This is a genomic window from Pseudomonas sp. NPDC085632, assembly GCF_044541255.1.
Classification (GTDB): domain Bacteria; phylum Pseudomonadota; class Gammaproteobacteria; order Pseudomonadales; family Pseudomonadaceae; genus Aquipseudomonas.
On sequence record NZ_JBITSX010000006.1, the window covers coordinates 104,262 to 123,951 of the forward strand.

Genomic DNA, 19,690 nt, shown 5'->3' on the forward strand with positions numbered 1-19,690 from the left:
TCGAACCGATTCGATTAGGGAGTGATGTGATGAGTGAACGCCGGGCGCTGTTGATTCTGCATGGCAAGCAGGCACTCAACGAGGCGGTACGCACCGCCGTCGAGGACAAGCGCAAACAAGGCTGGGAGCTGGCCGTGCGCTTGACTTGGGAGGCCGGGGACGCTCAACGGTGGGTGGAGCAAGCCTTGGCGGACGGCTACACAAAGATTATCGCCGGGGGGGGAGATGGCACGTTGCGCGACATCGCCGAAGCGCTCGCGGCACATCCAGGCAAAGCCAGTCTCGTCCTTTTGCCTTTGGGCACCGCCAATGATTTTTGCCGCGCAGCCGGCGTGCCGCTGGAGCCTGCCGAAGCCCTTGAGTTGCTCGATGTGCCGCCGCGCGACATCGATCTGGGCGAAGTGGGTGGGCAGATTTTCCTCAATATGGCCACCGGTGGTTTCGGCAGTCAAGTCACGGCCAATACGTCCGAGGATTTGAAAAAAGTACTCGGCGGTGCGGCCTATCTGTTCACCGGCCTGTCACGATTCAGCGAGCTGCATGCTGCTTATGGCGAACTTCAGGGGCCGGATTTTCATTGGCGTGGCGAATTGTTGGCACTGGGTATCGGCAATGGTCGTCAGGCCGGCGGCGGACATGAACTGTGCCCGCAGGCACTGGCTGATGACGGGTTGCTTGATATCAGCATCCTGCCGGCGCCACAGGAGCTGGTGGGCACGTTGAAGACGTTGCTCAGTGATGGTTTCGGGATCGATAACATGTTTGTTCGAACCCGTTTGCCATGGGTCGAAATCAAGGTGGCCGAAGGGCTTTGCATCAACCTTGATGGCGAGCCGCTGGAAGGCGACAACATGCGATTTGAAGCGCGTCCGGCGGCGTTGCGTGTGCACTTGCCGGAGCATTCTCCATTGTTGGGCGCCGCCCGTTCGGTCAGTCGTCCAGGCTGATGATCTGTTCGCGCACGGCGAAAAGCACCAGGCCCGCTACGTCGTAGATTTGCAGACGCTTCATGATCTGTGAGCGGTGGGTCTCGACCGTCTTGATGCTCAGCCCCAGGCCATTGGCGATTTCCCGTGTGGATTTCCCCCGCACGATCAAACGCAGGATTTCCAGCTGGCGCGCAGTCAGATTGTGCGAGTCGGCGGTCTCCGGCTGTTGCTTCTGATTGCGGGTCAGGGCCTGGTTGATCACGGTGTGTGCGATGGCGGGGCTCAGGTAACGCTCGTTGTTGCGCAAGGCTTCCAGTGCATGTTCCAGCTCGGTAGCCGTCGTATCCTTGAGCAGGTAGCCGTGGGCGCCGGATTCTAGCGCCTGCATGATCAGCGCCGGATCGGTGTGCATCGACAAGATCAGCACCTTGCTCTGCGGACGCACTCGCTTGAGCCGTTGCAGGGCTTCCAGGCCACCGGTTTCTTTCATGGAGATATCCAGCAACACGATATCCGGACTCAGTTGCTCGACCATTTCGAGCAACTGCGAACCGTCATTGGCCTCGCCAATCACCGCGTAACCGGGAATATCCAGCACCAGAGCGCGCACGCCGGCCCTGATCAGCGAGTGGTCATCCACCAGAAGTAAGTTGCAAGTCAACGCATAACCTTATTCGTACTGGCCCGCTCGAGTGCGCGAGGCGCCCAGGGCAAGAGTGCTTCGATTTGAGTGCCTTTGCCCGGTTCGCTGATGACGTTCAGGGTGCCACCCAGTTGCTCGATTCGTTCGGCCATCCCGGCCATGCCTCGTTGTCCTTCTCGACCCGGATTGGCCGACGGGGCGAATCCCAGACCGTCATCGCTGATCAGCAGCGTCAGCCCTTTGGGCAGACGTTGCACGCGTATCACCAGGTTTTTTGCCTGGGCGTGACGCAGGATATTGGTAACAGCCTCCTGGGTGATGCGGAACGCGGCGACCGCCATTTCTTCCGGAATACCGTTGAGGCGCTGCTGGCAATCGAGGCTCCAGTGCACGCTGGTGTTGGTCAATGTCTTGAGCAGATGTGCACGCAGGCTGGCTTCAAGCCCCAGGCTGGTCAACTGCCGTGGATTGAGAATGGCCGAAACGTCGCGCACTTTGTCGAGGGTTTCTTCCAGGGTGGCGCACAGCAGCGTGCATTGCTCCTGCAAGTCATCCGGCAGGCGTCGCTTGAGCCACTCGCTCTGCAGTTTGGCGGCCGTCAGCAACTGGCCGATATCGTCGTGCAATTCGCGGCTGAGGCGATGGCGCTCGTTTTCCTGGACTTCCAGCAAGCGGTCGGCGAGCTCCTGCGGCTGAAATTTGATCGATTTGCGTGACAGTCGATATTGCACCCAGACACACGCGGTAGCGGCGATGTCGAGCAGTAGCAGTCCGAGGCAAAGGGGGACCGAAAGACCATAGGTCAGCAGGCTGCCGAGGGTGGCCGCGACACACAGTATGAGTGTGAACCGGCGTGCATTTTCCCGGGAGGGTGGCCATGTAGTGATTGACTTGAGGCTGGCGTACATAACGGATGGAGCCAATGGATGTTCGCTGCGGGCAGACCGGCCTGAGGCTGGCGGGTCTCTGTCTGAAAATGCTGTCAATTATGTTATTGGTTTCAACGCGGTCCAGTGAATGTATTGACCGCCAACATCAGTGGATAGCTGTCGCTGAAATCACTGTGCCATTAATTTGAAAGCAACTAATGGGCGGCATAATACCACTTAAGATACCGTTGGTCGCGCTCGCTATATATGTCCATTGAGTCAGGAAATACGTGTTTTGGACGCAAGTTCCATAATGGAAAAAGTCGATTTATTGAGTTCGATAGATGTAGGTGTTACCTGAAGTTGTGCTTCTTAACACACAGGCAAACCCTGAGGTCGGCAGAAAACATGGGTGTCTGTCGTCGGTGATTATTTAATTCGATTTGTCGCTGGCAGGTATGAACTATTCAATTACGACATTCAACGTTTGCGTTCAAAGCGCCTGCGCGGATACAGCGTGTTGATCAGGCTTGTCCCGAGTAGGGCAATGGGGGCAAACGTTTGCCCGTCAGTGGTGGCTTAAGCTGGCTTTGGCCGACCTGGAAGGCGAAGGCTTCGATCAGTGAGGTCTGTTCACTTTCATCCAGACTCAGTTGCCCGGTCTGCTGATCGACCAGTTCAAGCTGCCAGGCCATCAACGTGAAGCAATCCTGCAACGCGACCAGGGCCTGTTCGTGAAGGTCGACGCGGTCCTGGGTCAGGTTGAGCAGGCTGTAAATATGCAGAGAGAATTCTGAAATTGCCTCCAGCGCCAGGGCTTCAGCCCTGCGTGCGAGTTTGAGGAGGGTATTGAGCATGCACTCGATAGCGTCTTTGTCATTGCTGATCAGTTGCAGATGGCTAAGGCATTCTTCGGACTTGGCCAGGAGTTGTTCGGCCTCGACCAGGAATTCGGGGAAGCGTTGTACCCACTCTTTGCGGTCCATTGGCATGCTTATCTCCACCACGTCATGTCTGATGAGGGAATGCCGTGTGTGACGACGATCATGAATCGTCGGGAGATCGCGCCCAGAGGTGCAGGTGCACAGGCTGAGGGGTTCCAGAGGGGTTGTTTCCACTGAACTGCGATCGCACACAATAGCCTGACTCCGTTCATGCAATGAGAATGGCGTCACATTAATGGCTATTGGATATTGCGAATATCAGGTTGGGCCTGATTGTTACTAGGGGAATCCCTTAGACACGGGAACCTACCGTGCAAACCGAGGTCGCGCCGTAGAGAATGTAGCAGATGAAAATCACCGGGCCAGTAAAGCATGATGTTAATGTGACATCAATGCCTGATCATGGCATTTTTGACGGGGTCGGGTATGGCAATCAAGAACCGCTATTTGCCGCCGATAACCTCACATAGTGAATTCATCAGAACAAGCCCAGGAGTCATTGATGGCCGGCATTCTCGACACGGTAGACCAACGCACGCAACTGGTGGGTGAGAATCGCCTGGAAATTCTCATGTTTCGACTGGCCGGACGTCAGTTGTTCGCGATCAACGTGTTCAAGGTCCAGGAAGTGCTGCAACTGCCGAAACTGACTTTGATGCCGCAGCGTCACCCGTTTGTCTGCGGGGTGGTCAATTTGCGCGGTCAGACCTTGCCGGTGATCGATCTGTCGCAGGCAATCGGCATGCGTCCATTGGTGCCGGGCCCGAACAGCACCATCATCGTCACCGAGTACAACCGTTCGGTGCAGGCATTCCTTGTGGGCGGTGTGGACCGCATCGTCAACATGAACTGGGAAGCCATTCTGCCGCCGCCGACCAGTGCCGGGCGTCAACACTATCTGACCGCGATCAGCAAGGTCGACGATCAACTGGTGGAAATCATCGACGTCGAGAAAGTCCTCGCCGAAATCGTCCCGTATAACGCCAAGGTCTCGCGCGAAAAACTTGATGATCCGGTGCTGGAGCGCGCCCGTGGCCGTGAAGTGTTGCTGGTGGACGACTCCAACGTGGCCCTCTCGCAATTGCGCGACACCCTCGGCCAGCTCGGCGTGAAGATGCACATTGCCAGCGATGGTTTGAAAGCCCTGAACATGCTCAAGGCCTGGGCCGATACTGGCGTGAACATGACCGACAAGCTGCTGATGATCTTCACCGATGCGGAAATGCCGGAAATGGACGGTTATCGCCTGACTACCGAAATTCGCAATGACCCGCGTCTGCGTGGCTTGTACGTGGTGTTGCATACGTCGCTTTCCGGCAGTTTCAACGACTCGATGGTGAAGAAGGTCGGCTGCGACAACTTCCTCTCCAAGTTCCAGCCGGACAAACTGGTCGACGTGGTTCGCCAGCGTCTGATGCTCGACGAAGTCCCGGCCTGATCCAAACGCCCACAGCCTCCTGTAGGAGCGAGCTTGCTCGCGAAGGCGGATTCCCTTTCGACACATGTGTTGAATGATTTCCGCTTTCGCGAGCATCGCTCCCACAAGGTTTGCAGCGCACAAACTCCTTTGATTCGCGGATAAAGCTCGTATAGGGTGGCGTTTTTATTCTCCAGGGAGCTGGCCATGCTGCGTCTGAGCGCGCTTTATCGTTACCCGTTGAAATCCGGCAAAGTCGATGTGCTGCAGCGCGTCGACCTCGACAAGCTGGGGCTCGATGGCGATCGACGCTGGATGCTCGTGGACGAAGCCAGCGGCCGCTTCCTGACCCAGCGCGCCGAAGCGAAGATGAGTCAATTGTCGGCGCTGTGGAATGCGCAGGGCGGGCTGACTTTGAGCGCACCGCAACGCTCTTCCATCGAAATCGCCTTGCCGGGCAACGACGCCGAACTGCGCGGTGTGACGATCTGGCGTGACACCCTGCGTGTGCCGGATGCCGGTGACGAGGCGGCGCGCTGGGTCAGTGATTTCATCGGTAAACCCACTCGTCTGGTGCAGGTCCCGCTGGATCGCGCTCGCACCACCCAGGCGGGCTATGGCAACGATGATGATCAGGTCGCGTTCGCCGATGGATTTCCGCTGCTGTTGATTGGCGAGGCATCCCTGCAGGATCTATCGCAAAAGGTCGGACGCCCGTTGGAAATGCTGCGTTTTCGGCCGAACCTGGTGATCGAAGGCAGCGAGGCGTATGCCGAAGATGGCTGGAAGCGCATTCGCATTGGCGACGTCGAGTTCCGCGTGGTCAAGCCGTGCTCGCGCTGCATTCTCACCACCATCGACCCGCAAACCGGTGAGCGCAGTGCCGATCGCGAGCCGCTGGCCACCTTGCAGAAGTATCGCGCCGAAGCCGATGGCGCGATGTTCGGGCAGAATCTGGTCAACGACAGCAATGGTCGACTCGAAGTCGGTATGCCGGTGGAAGTGCTCGAGTAATCAGTCGCTGAAACGAAAATGCCCGTGTCCTTGGACACGGGCATTTTTATGGGTGATGTACTGCTATGTTCGGTGCGAACCGTGGGTTCAGCCGCGGTATTCGCACAGGTAAGCAGTGTCGACCGCCACCTTCAGCTGGAACTTGCTGTTGGCCGGAACGTTGAACTGGCTGCCGGCGGCGAAGGTTTCCCAGTCGCTGCTGTCTGGCAGTTTGACCGTCAGTGCGCCAGACACGACGTGCATGATTTCACGCTGAGCGGTGCCGAATTCGTATTCGCCCGGGGCCATGACGCCGATGGTCGCCGGACCTTCAGCGGTGCCAAAGGCGATCGACTTGACGGTGCCGTCGAAGTACTCGTTGACTTTAAACATGGGCGATTCCTCGAAAAGGGTTAAAAAATGGAGGCGGCCAGTATGCACAAGGCTTTTCGCGCCGTCACCTGCCCGGCTTCTGTCTGGTGAGTTCTCGAATTGACCCTAGAGTGGCAAGACCAGTGGCAACAACCGCGCGGTGTTGCGCGCATCCTCCAGCGCCCGATGTTGCTGACCACTGAACTGCATGCCAGCCAGTTGTAGCGCACCGTTGAGGCCCAATGGCCGCTCCAGGCGGCGAGCCTTGGCGAAGCGTTGTTTGAGGTTCATATGCGGCACTTTGCTTAGCCCGCTGTCGATTTGCAGACGCTGCCATTCCTGCAGCAACTGCTTGCGGTCGTAATCGCCCCAGCTGGCCCAGCCTTCGAGGCGCGTCTGATGCTGCGCAAGCCAGCGTTCGAACGCTGGCCAGACTTCGGACAGCGGCTGGGCCGAGTCGATGTTGGCTTGAGTGATGTGCGTGAGTTCACGACAAAAAGGCGTCAGCAACGGCCGCCGCGTCGGTTTGACGAAGCGCTGGAAATGATCCTGCTCGCGCCCGGCGCGATCGACCAGTGTGGCGCCGATCTCGATAATTTCCATTTCGGTGACCGGCCAGCCACCTTCATCGGTGGTGGCTTCCAGATCTATGATCAGCCAGTGGGGCATCGCAGGGTTCCTGATTTCCGCGTTCTGATATCTCAGAGCGTAGTCAAAACCCGCATGCGTGTGTGGGCGACTACTCGACCTGCAACAGAACCTGACGATTTTTTACCTGATCGCCGACCTTGACCTGCACCCGCTTGAGCACGCCGTCGATGCCGGCCTTGAGCGGGTGCTCCATTTTCATTGCCTCCAGTACCACCAGCAGCTGACCTTTGCTGACCGGACTGCCTTCGCTGACCAATACGTCGACGATGGCGCCGTCCATCGGTGCTTTCAAGGTGCCGGAACTGACGCTGGTCTGACTGTCGATCACGGCGTGAGTTCGATCCTCCAGACGCAGACTGCCGGGATGGGTAAACAGCCAGAGTTGTGCGGCATCCAGGCGATAGGCATGGCGCTGGCGTAGACCGTCGGCTTCCAGTGTCACCGACTGCGTATCGTGGGCGATGAGTTTCAATTCAAGCGTGCGTTCGGCCACCTGCACGGTGAACGCGCCTTGCGCCTGCGGGAGAAGTTGCACCGTCCAGTTTTGATCGTCGAGGCCGAGGCGATAATGCAGCGGCACACTGGCGTTGTTGCGCCAGCCGGTGAGCGGGGCGCGGTGGGAGAGGGCGCTGGTTTGATAGAACAGCACCGTTGCGATCGCCAGTTGCTCGGCATCGGGAACGGAGCGGTGTAAGCAGGGGTGATCGCTGAAGTACTGCGCAATGAAGGCAGTACTGAATTCACCGCTGATGAACTGCGGATGTTGCAACAGGCTGGCGAGCAGGCGCTGATTGCTTTGCATCCCGAGCAGCACCGTGTCTTGCACCGCGCGCAGCAGTTTGCGCCGGGCCTCTTCGCGGGTGGCGCCGTGGGCGATCAGTTTGCCGAGCATCGGGTCATAGAACGGGCTCACCGATTGCCCTTCAAGCAAGCCGTGATCGATTCGCGAACCGTGTTGCAGTGCCGGCTCCCAGGCTTCTACCCGACCGGTTTGCGGGAGGAAGTCTTGCGCGGGATCTTCGGCGTAAAGCCGCACTTCCATGGCATGCCCGTTGAGCTGGACCTGGTCCTGAGTCAGCGGCAATGGCTGCCCCTCGGCGACCCGCAATTGCCACGCGACCAGATCCAGCCCTGTAATCAGTTCAGTCACCGGGTGCTCGACTTGCAGACGCGTGTTCATTTCCAGAAAGTAGAACTGCCCGCGTGCATCGAGCAGAAATTCCACGGTGCCGGCGCCGACGTAGTTGACTGCGCGCCCGGCCTTCAATGCTGCTTCACCCATGGCCTGACGCAACTCGGCAGTCATCACCGGGCAAGGGGCTTCTTCGATAACTTTTTGATGGCGACGCTGGATCGAACAGTCGCGTTCGCCGAGGTAGATCAAGTTACCGTGTTGATCGCCGAACAACTGCACTTCGACATGCCGTGGTTCGATCAGCGCCTGTTCGAGGATCAGTTCGTCACTGCCGAAACCGTTCAGAGCTTCGGAGCGCGCGGTGCGCAGTTGTGCCGGTAAATCCGCGGCGTTGTGCACCAGACGCATGCCGCGTCCACCGCCGCCGGCGCTGGCTTTGATCATCAGCGGGTAACCGATCCGTTCGGCCTCGCACAGCAACGTTGCGTCGTCCTGTTCGACACCCTGATAACCGGCTATACAAGGCACTCCGGCTTCGAGCATGGCGATTTTTGACTGGCGTTTGCTGCCCATCAATTCGATGGCTTCGACACTGGGGCCGATGAAGATCATCTCAGCCTGTTCGCAGGCGCGGGCGAATTCGGCGTTTTCCGAGAGAAAACCGTAGCCGGGGTGAATTGCATTGGCGCCGCTGCGGCGGGCGGCGTCGAGGATAGCCGGGATGTTCAGGTACGACTGCTGCACCGGGGCGGGGCCAATATGTACGGCTTGATCGGCCATTTTCACGTGCAAGGCCTCGGCGTCGGCATCGCTGAAGACGGCGACGGTACGGTAGCCCAAGGCTTGGGCGGTACGCTGGATGCGGCAGGCGATTTCACCGCGGTTGGCGATCAGGATTTTGTGGATGGCGGGCATGGTGATCTTCCTGAAGTTTTGGCGGTGGAAGTGATGGCCTCATCGGCAGCAGGCTCGCTCCCACAGGTTTTGTGGGCGATGCAAAGCCCATGTGGGAGCTGGCTTGCCAGCGATGCTTCTAGGTGGCCCACCGAGGTTTACGTTTTTGCACAAAAGCCATGGTGCCCTCGATCCCTTCATCGCCAGTCACCGCCTCGCTAAACCACTGCGCCGCCTCATCCAGCAATTCACTCGAAGGCTGACCAGCGCTCGCCAACAACAATTTCTTGGTCATGGCATTCGCTTCTGGCGCGCAACACAGCACATGTTGCAGCACTTCATCCAAACGCTCGGCGAGTGCCTGCGCATCCTGCTCGACAAAATGCACCAACCCCAAACGCCGCGCCTGATGCCCGTCGAATCGCGCCGCCGTCAGCGCCAATCTGCGGGTTTCGGTCAGGCCGATACGCTGCACCACAAACGGCGCGATCTGCGCCGGCAGTAAACCGAGGCTGGTTTCCGGCAGACCGAATTGCGCCTGATGATCGGCAATGGCGATATCGCTGACGCACGCCAACCCGAAACCACCGCCGAGCACCGCGCCTTGCAGCACGGTGATCAGCACTTGCGGCGTGTGCTGCGCTTCTTCCAGCAAGGCGCCGAACGCACGATTCAAATCGCGGTAAGCCTCGCTACCCTGAGCTCGGGCGTTGGCCATGTCCTTGATATCGCCACCGGCGCAGAAATGCCCACCAGCACCGCTGAGTACCAGGGCCCGAATGCTGCGCTCATTGCGTACGGACTTCAGCACTGCGCGCAACTCGCTGACCATCTGCAGACTCATCGCATTACGGCTGTCTGGCCGATTGAGGGTGATGTGCAGCACGCCGCCATGCAGTTCCAGCAACAGCGTCTGACATTGCGGCAGGTTGCTCATTTCTTTTTCCCCGGGAGGGTGCCCATCAGTTTGCAGATGATCCCCAGCATGATTTCGTCGGCGCCACCGCCAATCGACACTAGCCGTACATCTCGATAGGCGCGCGCCACCGGGTTGTCCCACATGAAACCCATGCCGCCCCAATATTGCAGGCAGCTGTCGCTGACTTCGCGGCCGAGGCGTCCGGCCTTGAGCTTGGCCATCGATGCCAGCCGCGTAACGTCCTGGCCTTTCACGTACTGCTCGGTGGCCTGATAGACCAGCGCGCGCAGGCATTCGATTTCAGTTTGCAGTTCGGCGAGGCGGAAGTGGATGACCTGATTGTCGATCAGCGCATTGCCGAAGGTCTTGCGCTCCTTGCAGTACTCGATGGTGCTGTCGACGCAATATTCCAGGCCCTTGATCATGTTCGCTGCGCCGAACAGGCGTTCTTCCTGAAACTGCAGCATCTGCATCATGAACCCGGCGCCTTCGTGGCCGATGCGATTGCGCTGCGGCACGCGCACGTTGTCGAAAAACACCTGGGCGGTTTCCGAACTGCGCATGCCGAGTTTGTCCAGGTGCGAACTGAGGCTGATCCCCGGCGTATTCATCGGCACCATGATCAGCGATTTGTTGATGTGCGGTTTATCGTCCGAAGTATTGGCCAGCAGGCAGATGAAATCGGCACTCGGTGAGTTGGTGATCCACATCTTGCTGCCGTTGATCACGTAGTCGTCACCATCCTTGTGTGCGGTGGTTTTCAGCCCGGCGACGTCGGAGCCGGCACCGACTTCGGAAACACCGATACAGCCGACCTGTTCGCCAGTGATTGCCGGCCGCAGGAATTCTTCGCGCAGTTCATCGGAGCCGAAGCGGGCGAGGGCTGGCGTGCACATGTCGGTCTGTACGCCGATCGACATCGGAATGCCGCCGCAATGAATGGTCCCGAATTCTTCGGCGGCGACAATCGAATAGCTGTAATCGAGGCCCATGCCGCCGAATTTTTCCGGTTTCGAAATGCCGAGCAAACCGAGGTCGCCAGCCTTGCGGAAAATCTCGTGGATCGGAAAGCGCCCGGCCTTTTCCCATTCATCGACGTGCGGGTTGATGTCGTGCTCGACGAATTGGCGGACGGTACGGCGCAGGGCTTCGTGTTCCGGTGTGAAGATCATTGTTATTGTTCTCCGTAGGGTCCGTGGCGGTCAGAACCGGCTGACGCCGAAGCTGTTGGGTTGCAACGTGCGAATGTCGGCTTCGTGGCAGATGTCCAGTAAGTAGCCGAGCAGGGTGCGGGTGTCACGGGGGTCGATCAGCCCGTCATCCCACAGATTGGCGCTGCCATAGAGCGCGGTGGACTGGCTGTCGAGTTTCTGCGCGGTGACCTGTTCGAGCATGTCGAGCATTTTCGGGTCCGGCGTCAGGCCGTCCTTGAGCTGTTTGGCTTCGGTGACGATGCGCAATACCTTGCCGGCTTGCGCGCCGCCCATCACGGCGGTGCGGCTGTTCGGCCATGCGAAGATGAAGCGTGGGTCGAGGCCGCGCCCGCACATCGCGTAGTTGCCGGCGCCGTAGGAGCCGCCGACGACAAGGGTCAGTTTAGGCACCCGCGCATTGGCCACCGCTTGAATCAGTTTCGAGCCATGTTTGATCACGCCTTGCTGCTCGGATTCGGTGCCGACCATAAAACCGGTGGTGTTATGGAAGAACAGCAGCGGTGTCTGGCTCTGATCGCACAACTGGATGAACTGCGCTGCCTTGCTCGCACCTTTCGGTGTGATCGGGCCGTTGTTGCCGATGAAACCGCAGGCGCGACCTTGAATCTTCAATTGGCCGCAGAGGGTTTGCTGATCGAACTCGCCCTTGAATTCGAGAAAGCACGATTCGTCGGCAATGCGCGCGATGATTTCGCGCGCGTCATAAGGCTTTTTCGGATCGTCCGGGATCAACCCGAGCAGTTCTTCGATCGGGTAGAGCGGTTCTTTGTATTGTGGCTCCGGCAGCCAGGGCAGTTGTTCGTTCCACGGCAGCATGCGCAATATTTCACGCACCTGACGCACCCCATCGGCATCGTTCTCAGCCAGGTATTCAGCCGTCCCGGCGACCTGCGCATGCATCTCGGCGCCACCCAGTTCTTCATCGGTGGCGACTTCACCGGTGGCGGCTTTGAGCAGCGGGGGACCGGCGAGAAACAGCTTGGCCTTGCCGCGCACCACCACCACGTAATCCGACAGCCCCGGCTGATAGGCGCCGCCCGCCGTCGCCGAGCCGTGCACCACAGTGATCTGCGGCAAGCCCATTGCCGACATCCGCGCCTGGTTGGCAAAACTGCGCGCGCCTTCGACGAAAATTTCTGCAGCGTAGTTGAGGTTGGCGCCGCCGCTTTCGGCGAGGGTGATCACCGGCAGTTTGTTTTCCTGGGCAATCTGTTGCAGGCGCAGGGATTTTTTCAGGCCGCTGGGCGAGATCGTCCCGCCCTTGATCGCGCTGTTGTTCGCCACGACCATCGCACGGATCCCGCAGACATAACCGATGCCAGCGATCAGTCCGCCACCGGCGGAACTGCCGTCCTTGTCGTCGTGCAATTTGTAACCGGCGAGGCTGGCCAGTTCGAGGAATGGCGCACCGGGATCAAGCAACAGGTTCAGGCGCTCGCGGGGCAGCAGTTGCCCGCGCTTGTCGAATTTTACCTTGGCTTCGGCGGCCTTGTTCAGCAGGTTCTGTTCGAGTTGCTGCACTTGCTCGATGGCCGCGAGCATGGCCGCACGGTGGCGGGCGAACGCTTCGCTGTGCGGATCGAGTTGGGACTGGATCTGCGGCATGAGCTACTCCTTGTCCTTCAGCACATCGGGCAAGTAGGCCCGGTGAAAGCCGTTGAATGACTCGCTGTGAGTGGCCTTGTGCAGTGGCCATGCACGGCTGCCGAGGCTGGCCGCCCCGTCGATTTTCAACGTGCTGCCGCTGATGAACGCCGCCGCCGGGCTGAGCAGAAACACGATCGCGGCGCTGACTTCCGATTCGGTGCCGATGCGCTTGAGCGGCACATGTTCACGCAGGGTCGGAATCACCGCTTTGAATGCGCCTTCATAGGTGTCCATGCCGCTGGAGGCAATCCAGCCCGGCGCTACCGCGTTGACTCGCACGCCGGCATGACCCCACTCGAACGCGGCAGTCTTGGTGAAGTTGTCCATGCCCGAGCGCGCCGCGCCCGAGTGCCCCATGCCGGGCATGCCACCCCACATGTCAGCGAGCATGTTGACGATATTGCCGCCGTGTTTGCTCATCGACTGGTTGAACACTTCGCGAGCCATCAGGAAACCGCCGACCAGATTGGTGCGCAACACGGTTTCGAAACCTTTCTGATTGATCGAAGCCAAAGGCGACGGGTACTGGCCGCCGGCATTGTTGACCAGGCCGTGGATCGGCCCATGTTCAGCAATCAGTTCGCTGACCAGTTGCTTCACCGCTTCTTCATCGCGGATATCGCAAGCCAACCAGTGCGCGCGGCCACCGTCCTGGGCGATTTCGTCGGCGACCTTTTGCAGCTTCTCCGGCTTGCGCCCGACCAGCAGCACATGGGCGCCGAGCGCTGCCAGTTCATGCGCGGTGCAGCGTCCGATGCCGCTGCCGCCGCCGGTGACGATAATGCTCTGACCGCTGAACAGATCGGCGTGGAAAATCGACGCGTAAGCCATGCAAACCATCCTCTAGTCGAGTTGTTCGGCGATGCTCTGTGGCACCGGGATCTGGATTTCCAACAGTTGCTGGGCGAAGGCTTTGCCTTGCGGATCGATACGCAGACTGGCCACGCCACCCCCGCCAAGCGCGTTTTCCAAAAGAAAATTCAGGCTGTGGGTGCCGGGCAGATACCAGCGCTCGACCCGGCCGTGGGTCGGGTCGAGCACGTGGCTCATCCAGTCGACCATGACGGCCGGGGTCAGCGCTTCGGCGATCCATGGCAGGTATTCGGGTTTGCGCGGTATGACGCCGATGTTGCTGTGATTACCTTTGTCTCCGGAGCGCGCCACGGCCAGTTTCACCAACGCCACACTGGCATCGGCGCGACCCTGAGGTTTCGGCGGTTGCTGGGCAATCGGCAAATCTTCGCTGTCGAGCGCTGCCAATGAGGGCAGGGCACAAGGATGGCGAACGCCGGCCAGATCAATCTGCAAGGTGCAGGCGCTTTTATCGATCAGAAACGAGAACAGACGAATCAACGGATACACCGTTGGCCGCCCACCGACAATACCGGTCAGCCCCGGCGCCATGCCGGTGGCGGCCTGAGCGATTTCCCGGGAGAACAGCACCAGCGCCTGTTTATTCGGATGGCGCACGGCGAGTTTGATCACCACTTCACGGCTGTCATGACGCTGACCGTGGGGGCCATAGGTGGCTTCGCTGCCGAGCAGTTCGATATCGGTCTCGGTGTACGGCGGCCAGCCGCGCTGGCTGAACATTTCCTCTGTCTTGGCAATGATTGCCTGACTGACGCGCTGCGCTTTTTCCACCGCATCGATGCCGGCGATCAGGCAACTGGCGGTGCAGCGAAAACCGTCCGGGTAGGTCGCGCTGACCTTGTATTTGTCGCTGGGTGGCAGGCCTTTGGCGCCGTGCACATGCACCGCGTTTTTACCTTGTTGCTGAAGTTTGACCTCAGTGAAATCGCAGACCACGTCGGGCAGCAGATAGCCTTGGGGATCGCCGATTTCATACAGCATCTGCTCGCCGACGGTCAGCGGTGTGACCAGTCCGCCGCTGCCTTCGGGTTTGCTGACGATGAACTGGCTGTCGGCGCTGACTTCAACAATCGGAAAACCGATGTGCTCGTAATCCGGCACCTCGCGCCAATCGGTGAAATTGCCGCCGGTGCATTGCGCGCCGCACTCGATGATGTGCCCGGCCAGTGCGGCCTGGGCGAGTTTGTCGTAGTCGTGCCACGACCAGCCGAACTCATGCACCAGCGCGGCGCTGACCACGGCGCTGTCAACCACGCGCCCGGTGATGACAATGTCTGCGCCCAGGCGCAAGGCTTCGACAATGCCCGGCGCGCCAAGGTAGGCGTTGGTCGACACGCACATCGGCGGCAGCGGGGCGCCGCTGAACATCTCGGTGATGCCGCTGAGGTTTTTTAGCTGTGGTTGCAGGTCGTCGCCGAGCAGTACGGCGATTTTCAGGTCGATGCCGGCCTTGTCACAGGCCGCTTGCAAGGCGTTGGCGCAGGCTTGCGGATTGACCCCGCCGGCATTGCTGATGACGCGGATGTTCTGCTCGGCCAACTGCGGCAACAGAGGCGTGAGTACTTCGATGAAGTCGCCGGCGAACCCCGCCTGCGGGTCCTTCATGCGTGCGCCGGCCATGATCGACATCGTGATCTCGGCGAGGTAGTCGAACACCAGATAGTCCAGCTTGCCGCCCTCCACCAGTTGCGCGGCGGCGGTGGACGTATCTCCCCAGAATGCACTGGCGCATCCGATGCGAACGGTGGTGGGCATTTTTATCTCCGACTCAGCAACCTGCGACAGAAGTGTCTGGAGGCTACCAAGCAAGCGCTTGGTTTGTAAACAGTTGAAACTATCTTCTGCCCAAGCGCTTGCTTGGTTGCCGCTGGCGGCTTAAATTGCGCGCAACCCTGCGGTTTCAGGGGGCAACAGACTGATCGACTGTAGGAGAGAACGGGTGGACGAGCAAAAAGCCCTGAGGGTCATGCGCGATTTGGTCGACGACGGCCAGTTGACCGACCCCGACAGCGCCCGCGGCAAATTGCTGCAAGTGGCCGCTCACCTGTTCCGTAACAAAGGCTATGAACGCACCACGGTGCGTGATCTGGCCAGTGCCGTGGGCATCCAGTCGGGAAGCATTTTTCATCACTTCAAAAGCAAGGATGAAATCCTCCGCGCGGTAATGGAAGAAACCATCCGTTACAACACCGCGTTGATGCGAGCTGCGCTGGCCGACGCGGCAGATGTGCGCGAGCGCGTGCTGGCGCTGATCCGCTGCGAATTGCAGTCGATCATGGGCGGCAGCGGTGAAGCCATGGCGGTGCTGGTCTACGAGTGGCGCTCGCTCTCCGAAGAAGGCCAGGCCAAGGTGCTGGCGCTGCGCGATGTCTACGAAGACATCTGGCTGCAAGTGCTGGGTGAAGCCAAGGACGCCGGATTCATTCGTGGCGATGTATTTATTACCCGACGTTTCCTCACCGGCGCATTGTCGTGGACGACCACATGGTTCCGTGCCGGCGGCAGTTTGAGCCTCGATCAGTTGGCCGACGAGGCGTTGATTCTGGTCCTTGAAGCGCGCTGAAGCACTTTCTATCCGGCCGGGAAACTGGCTAACTGGGCGAAACCGCCTAGCTTGAATGCATTGATCGGTATTTTTTCGGGGAGTGGGGTGTTTTGAAGTCTTCGCCAATTCGGACGGCCGCGGGGTTGATGCTCGCAGCGCTGGCTGCATTTTGGGTATTGCCCGCTCAGGCAGCGCAACTGGTTCGGGTCGGCGCGGCGCATTTTCCGCCTTACACCATTCGCCCGGAGAACGGTGCCGACACAGGCCTCCTGCCGCAGTTGGTCGAGGCCCTCAATCGCCTGCAAAGCGACTATCAGTTCGTCCTGGTGCCGACCTCGATTCCCCGGCGTTTCGGGGATTTCAAGCAGGGCCGGATCGACATGGCGATTTTCGAGAACCCTGAGTGGGGCTGGAAAGACATTCCTCACACGGATGTCGACATGGGCCTCGAGGACGCGGAGATTTTCGTCGCGCAGCGCGAGGACGGTCGTCAGCAGAACTACTTTGCCGAACTCACCGGCAAGCGCCTCGCGCTGTTCAGCGGTTATCACTACGAATTCGCCAATTTCAACGCCGATCCCAAATTTCTTGCACAGAATTACAACGCCACGCTGACTTATTCCCACGACAGCAACCTGCTGATGGTGCTGCGCGGGCGCGCCGATATTGCCTTGGTGACCCGTTCCTATCTGTTTGATTACCTGCTGCGTAACGAGAAGGTGCGCAACGAGTTGCTGGTCTCGCAGCGCATCGATCAGGTCTATCACCATTACGCGATTCTTCGCCCGACGGCGCCGATTACCGGCGCTGCGTTTGCCTTTTTGCTAAAAGGCCTGCGCGACAATGGCGAAATGCTGAAGATCTTCGAGCCTTACAAAATTGCGGTGGTCCCGGTGCCAAAGTAGCCGGAGTTTCAAGCCGCGCCGTTTGTCGGATATATGCACAAACCTGTCAGATCTGACAGTAGACGAAATTATTGCTTGAGGTTTTGATTCCTTCCCACGTCCCCTCATTGTGAGGGGCTTGCGTAAAAGGAATTTGCCCATGTTCAATCCGTCCCCGATTTCACTGCGTTGTGTTCCTGCTCCATTCATAGAGCAAGCCAGCGGGAGTGTCCTCACATTGAACAAGCCCGATGATTCGACTGGCATCACAGTGCGGGTTTCGACGTGGCCATTTATGGCGCTCAGACAATCAACGACGTTGTACGTCTGTGGTCAGGCGAACGACGGTTCGCCCCTCATGCTGCGCATTGCCGACGCTGAGCCGGTGACGCAACAAGAGTTTGATGAGGGTTGGTGCAGAACAATTACCTGGGATTATCTGCAGAGCCTTAAGCACAACAGCCATATCGTACTTGTATTTCAAGTGTCATTGGGCACGGCATGTTGCGATTGTCCGTTGCTGTTTTCGCCGTTGAGTCTGCAGGTACGTGTGCCTATCGATGATATGACCACGTTCGACAATGACGACTGGAACCATTGGGCAGCAGGGCCAACGATGCGTCCGGCAGATCTGATTGCGCGCAATGGGATCCTGATCTCTGATCTCGCGTATAAACCGGCTGGTGTGCTCCTGACTAAAGTGTTTGCTGATCTCTCGGTGGGGGCCACCTACGAGTTTTCCTTGTCGGTCAGACGCAGGAACCCGATAGCGCCTGTCCCTGTCCTGTCACTTCACGCGGGGACAGTCGCAGTAACAGAGCCCACACCCTTTGCGCAGACGCTTTGGCAAACACTGTCTGGCACTTTCATCGCAACGGATCAAAGCATGCAACTTAAGGTGGAAAGTCATGAATATGGGTTTGATGGAAATGACTTTGAAATCGATAACATCCATGTCAGGCAGCGTTGATTCTGCTGATTTCATTCGCAAAGGCTAAATTTTCATCCGTGGCTCACGTCCCATCGTTGAACTGTCGACGATTATCGTGAGCCCGACCCATGTCCAATCTGAATGACCTGACTGCCCTGGCCTTGCCTTCGGGCAGCCAACTGATCGCTGATGCCACCGAAAGCCGTCTGAGCCTGAGCCTGGACGGTCAACCGCTGATTCGCCTGCGCCTCGATCGAGAGGCCAAGGGATCGATCCAGCTCGATGAGCGCTTTGCGCTGCCGCCCGGGCAGGCGCTGTGGGCAGCCTGTTACTGGCTGTTCGCGCGGGATCCGGCGTGTCGGCAATTGACCTGGCAACTCGATCAGCCGCCGACCGAAGCCTTGCTCAGCGGCTTGCTGGTGAGCACCGACGTGGCCGGTGAGTATCGCTGTGAACGCACGCTGTTCTGGCAACTGCCGCAACCGTGGCTCGGCACTTCACTGACGGGCAGCTATCCGCAGCAAATGGTTATCAGCCAGGGCAAGCGTCATCCTTTGCGGCCGGTCAAACCGCGCGGTGAAGTGTACCGGCGTTTCGATGCCCGTCTGGGCGCGTGGATTTCCCTGCGCACGGTAGAGATCGAAGAAGACCTGCCGCGTTTCAACCGCTGGCAAAACAGCCCGCGCGTCGCGAGTTTCTGGCAGGAAGAGGGCAGTCTCGAGAAGCACCGCGAATACTTGAGCAAACTCGATGCCGACCCGCACACGCTGACCCTGATCGGCTGTTTCGATGACCAGCCGTTTGCCTATTTCGAAGCTTATTGGGCCAAGGAGGATCGCATTGCGCCGTTCTACGATGCCGACAATTACGATCGCGGCATTCATATGCTGGTGGGCGAGGAGGATCACCGTGGCCCGCACAAAGTGGCGAGTTGGCTATCGGCGCTGGTGCATTACCTGTTTCTCGACGATCCGCGCACTCAAAGGGTGGTCGCAGAACCACGGGCCGACAACGCGAAGATGATCGGCCATATGCAGAATCAGTGCTTTCACTGCGAGAAGGAATTCGACTTCCCGCACAAGCGTGCGGCGCTGATGATGCTGGGGCGTGAGCGGTTTTTTGATCGGTGCAAGTTGGCCTGAGGTGATTTAAAAGCAAAAGATCGCAGCCTTCGGCAGCGCCTACAGAGGAATGCATTTCCATGTAGGCGCTGCCGAAGGCTGCGATCTTTTTTTTCTGGCGACGCGGTCTTAGCGACGACCGACAATCACCGCATCGCGGCGGCTGCCCGACACCTTGCGGCAGTGCACCAGCGCATCTCGAATCATGAAGTTGACCAGAGTCGGCGAAACGCCGAGTTCCTTGGCGATATCCTTTTGCGGCACGCCGTGCAGGCGGTACATCTCGAATGCATAGCGAGTGCGGCTGGGCAGTTCGGTCAGCGCGTCGGCAATGTTCTCCAGGGTCGAGAAGTTGATGTGCGAGGTTTCCGGCGAAGCACCTTGAATCACCACGTTCAGCCCCTCCTCTTCAGGGCCGGAGTACTTCTGCTCAAGCGCCTGCTTGCGGTAGTGATCGATGGCGAGGTTGCGCACGATCTGGAACAGATAGCTCAGTTGCGCCTTGATCGACGACGTGATCGGTGGCGCCGATTGCAGTCGGAAAAACGCATCCTGCACCACATCTTCGGCGCGCGACCGGCAGCCGGTAATACGGGCTGCAATCTTGACCAGAATCAGTCGATTGTCGACGAATGCCTGAAGTAGCGGTGAATCGCACTTGCTTGTGGATACTTGTTCCGTCATGGAAATCACCTTGCTGCCAAATAGG

The 19,690-nt window shown here is 59.0% G+C and carries 19 protein-coding genes; 7 read left to right on the top strand and 12 right to left on the bottom strand.

Features of this window, described 5'->3' with window-relative positions:
• Positions 1–29 precede the first annotated feature (29 nt).
• The gene (gene yegS, locus ACIF4X_RS07590; RefSeq protein WP_397481617.1) at positions 30–947 is read left to right on the top strand and encodes a lipid kinase YegS; all 918 of its coding nucleotides are present in this window, start codon (positions 30–32) and stop codon (positions 945–947) included.
• Here yegS and ACIF4X_RS07595 read toward each other — a convergent pair.
• From ACIF4X_RS07595 to ACIF4X_RS07605, 3 genes are all read right to left on the bottom strand, one after another.
• Complete coding sequence (locus tag ACIF4X_RS07595) at positions 931–1,590, bottom strand: response regulator transcription factor (RefSeq protein WP_160058885.1); 660 nt, start codon at positions 1,588–1,590, stop codon at positions 931–933. The two genes, yegS and ACIF4X_RS07595, sit on opposite strands and share 17 nt — an antisense overlap.
• Complete coding sequence (locus tag ACIF4X_RS07600) at positions 1,587–2,480, bottom strand: sensor histidine kinase (protein ID WP_397481668.1); 894 nt, start codon at positions 2,478–2,480, stop codon at positions 1,587–1,589. The genes ACIF4X_RS07595 and ACIF4X_RS07600 overlap by 4 nt, the downstream gene beginning before the upstream one ends.
• A gap of 485 nt (positions 2,481–2,965) precedes the next feature.
• Complete coding sequence (locus ACIF4X_RS07605) at positions 2,966–3,433, bottom strand: hypothetical protein (protein WP_397481618.1); 468 nt, start codon at positions 3,431–3,433, stop codon at positions 2,966–2,968.
• 454 nt (positions 3,434–3,887) lie between these two features.
• Here ACIF4X_RS07605 and ACIF4X_RS07610 point away from each other — a divergent pair, with 454 nt between their 5' ends.
• Both ACIF4X_RS07610 and ACIF4X_RS07615 read left to right on the top strand, forming a co-directional pair.
• The gene (locus tag ACIF4X_RS07610) at positions 3,888–4,823 is read left to right on the top strand and encodes a chemotaxis protein CheV (RefSeq protein ID WP_064391361.1); all 936 of its coding nucleotides are present in this window, start codon (positions 3,888–3,890) and stop codon (positions 4,821–4,823) included.
• A 186-nt stretch (positions 4,824–5,009) separates the two neighbouring features.
• On the top strand, positions 5,010–5,816 hold the full coding sequence (locus ACIF4X_RS07615) for an MOSC domain-containing protein (RefSeq protein ID WP_397481619.1): 807 nt from the start codon (positions 5,010–5,012) through the stop codon (positions 5,814–5,816).
• Between the two features lie 87 nt (positions 5,817–5,903).
• On the opposite strand, the gene ACIF4X_RS07620 is transcribed toward ACIF4X_RS07615, so the two are convergent.
• The 8 genes from ACIF4X_RS07620 to ACIF4X_RS07655 all read right to left on the bottom strand — a co-directional run bounded on the left by ACIF4X_RS07620 (position 5,904) and on the right by ACIF4X_RS07655 (position 15,255).
• Positions 5,904–6,188: a pyrimidine/purine nucleoside phosphorylase gene (locus ACIF4X_RS07620; protein ID WP_003226701.1), complete on the bottom strand. Its 285-nt coding sequence runs from the start codon at positions 6,186–6,188 to the stop codon at positions 5,904–5,906.
• Positions 6,189–6,293: 105 nt separating this feature from the next.
• The gene (locus tag ACIF4X_RS07625; RefSeq protein WP_397481620.1) at positions 6,294–6,836 is read right to left on the bottom strand and encodes an exonuclease domain-containing protein; all 543 of its coding nucleotides are present in this window, start codon (positions 6,834–6,836) and stop codon (positions 6,294–6,296) included.
• A 70-nt stretch (positions 6,837–6,906) separates the two neighbouring features.
• Entirely contained in the window at positions 6,907–8,868 is a 1,962-nt protein-coding gene (locus ACIF4X_RS07630) for an acetyl/propionyl/methylcrotonyl-CoA carboxylase subunit alpha (protein WP_397481621.1), read from the bottom strand.
• 118 nt (positions 8,869–8,986) lie between these two features.
• Positions 8,987–9,784, bottom strand: a complete 798-nt coding sequence (locus ACIF4X_RS07635) for an enoyl-CoA hydratase/isomerase family protein (RefSeq protein WP_397481622.1) — start codon at positions 9,782–9,784, stop codon at positions 8,987–8,989.
• A complete protein-coding gene (gene atuD / locus ACIF4X_RS07640; protein ID WP_397481623.1) occupies positions 9,781–10,938 on the bottom strand; it encodes a citronellyl-CoA dehydrogenase in 1,158 nt (385 codons plus the stop codon). The genes ACIF4X_RS07635 and atuD overlap by 4 nt, the downstream gene beginning before the upstream one ends.
• Positions 10,939–10,968: 30 nt before the next feature.
• The gene (gene atuC, locus ACIF4X_RS07645) at positions 10,969–12,585 is read right to left on the bottom strand and encodes a geranyl-CoA carboxylase subunit beta (protein WP_397481624.1); all 1,617 of its coding nucleotides are present in this window, start codon (positions 12,583–12,585) and stop codon (positions 10,969–10,971) included.
• A 3-nt stretch (positions 12,586–12,588) separates the two neighbouring features.
• On the bottom strand, positions 12,589–13,458 hold the full coding sequence (locus ACIF4X_RS07650; protein WP_397481625.1) for an SDR family oxidoreductase: 870 nt from the start codon (positions 13,456–13,458) through the stop codon (positions 12,589–12,591).
• A gap of 12 nt (positions 13,459–13,470) precedes the next feature.
• Positions 13,471–15,255: an acyclic terpene utilization AtuA family protein gene (locus ACIF4X_RS07655; protein ID WP_397481626.1), complete on the bottom strand. Its 1,785-nt coding sequence runs from the start codon at positions 15,253–15,255 to the stop codon at positions 13,471–13,473.
• Positions 15,256–15,439: 184 nt separating this feature from the next.
• Here ACIF4X_RS07655 and ACIF4X_RS07660 point away from each other — a divergent pair, with 184 nt between their 5' ends.
• From ACIF4X_RS07660 to ACIF4X_RS07675, 4 genes are all read left to right on the top strand, one after another.
• Complete coding sequence (locus ACIF4X_RS07660; protein WP_397481627.1) at positions 15,440–16,063, top strand: TetR/AcrR family transcriptional regulator; 624 nt, start codon at positions 15,440–15,442, stop codon at positions 16,061–16,063.
• A 92-nt stretch (positions 16,064–16,155) separates the two neighbouring features.
• Positions 16,156–16,950, top strand: coding sequence for a substrate-binding periplasmic protein (locus tag ACIF4X_RS07665; protein WP_397481628.1), 795 nt, complete (start codon positions 16,156–16,158; stop codon positions 16,948–16,950).
• 139 nt (positions 16,951–17,089) lie between these two features.
• Positions 17,090–17,899 (top strand): sugar-binding protein, encoded by an 810-nt coding sequence (locus tag ACIF4X_RS07670; RefSeq protein ID WP_397481629.1) that lies wholly within the window; start codon positions 17,090–17,092, stop codon positions 17,897–17,899.
• 89 nt (positions 17,900–17,988) lie between these two features.
• Positions 17,989–19,002 (top strand): GNAT family N-acetyltransferase, encoded by a 1,014-nt coding sequence (locus tag ACIF4X_RS07675; protein WP_397481630.1) that lies wholly within the window; start codon positions 17,989–17,991, stop codon positions 19,000–19,002.
• A gap of 108 nt (positions 19,003–19,110) precedes the next feature.
• On the opposite strand, the gene ACIF4X_RS07680 is transcribed toward ACIF4X_RS07675, so the two are convergent.
• Positions 19,111–19,665, bottom strand: a complete 555-nt coding sequence (locus ACIF4X_RS07680) for an RNA polymerase factor sigma-70 (protein WP_397481631.1) — start codon at positions 19,663–19,665, stop codon at positions 19,111–19,113.
• Between the last annotated feature and the right edge of the window lie 25 nt (positions 19,666–19,690).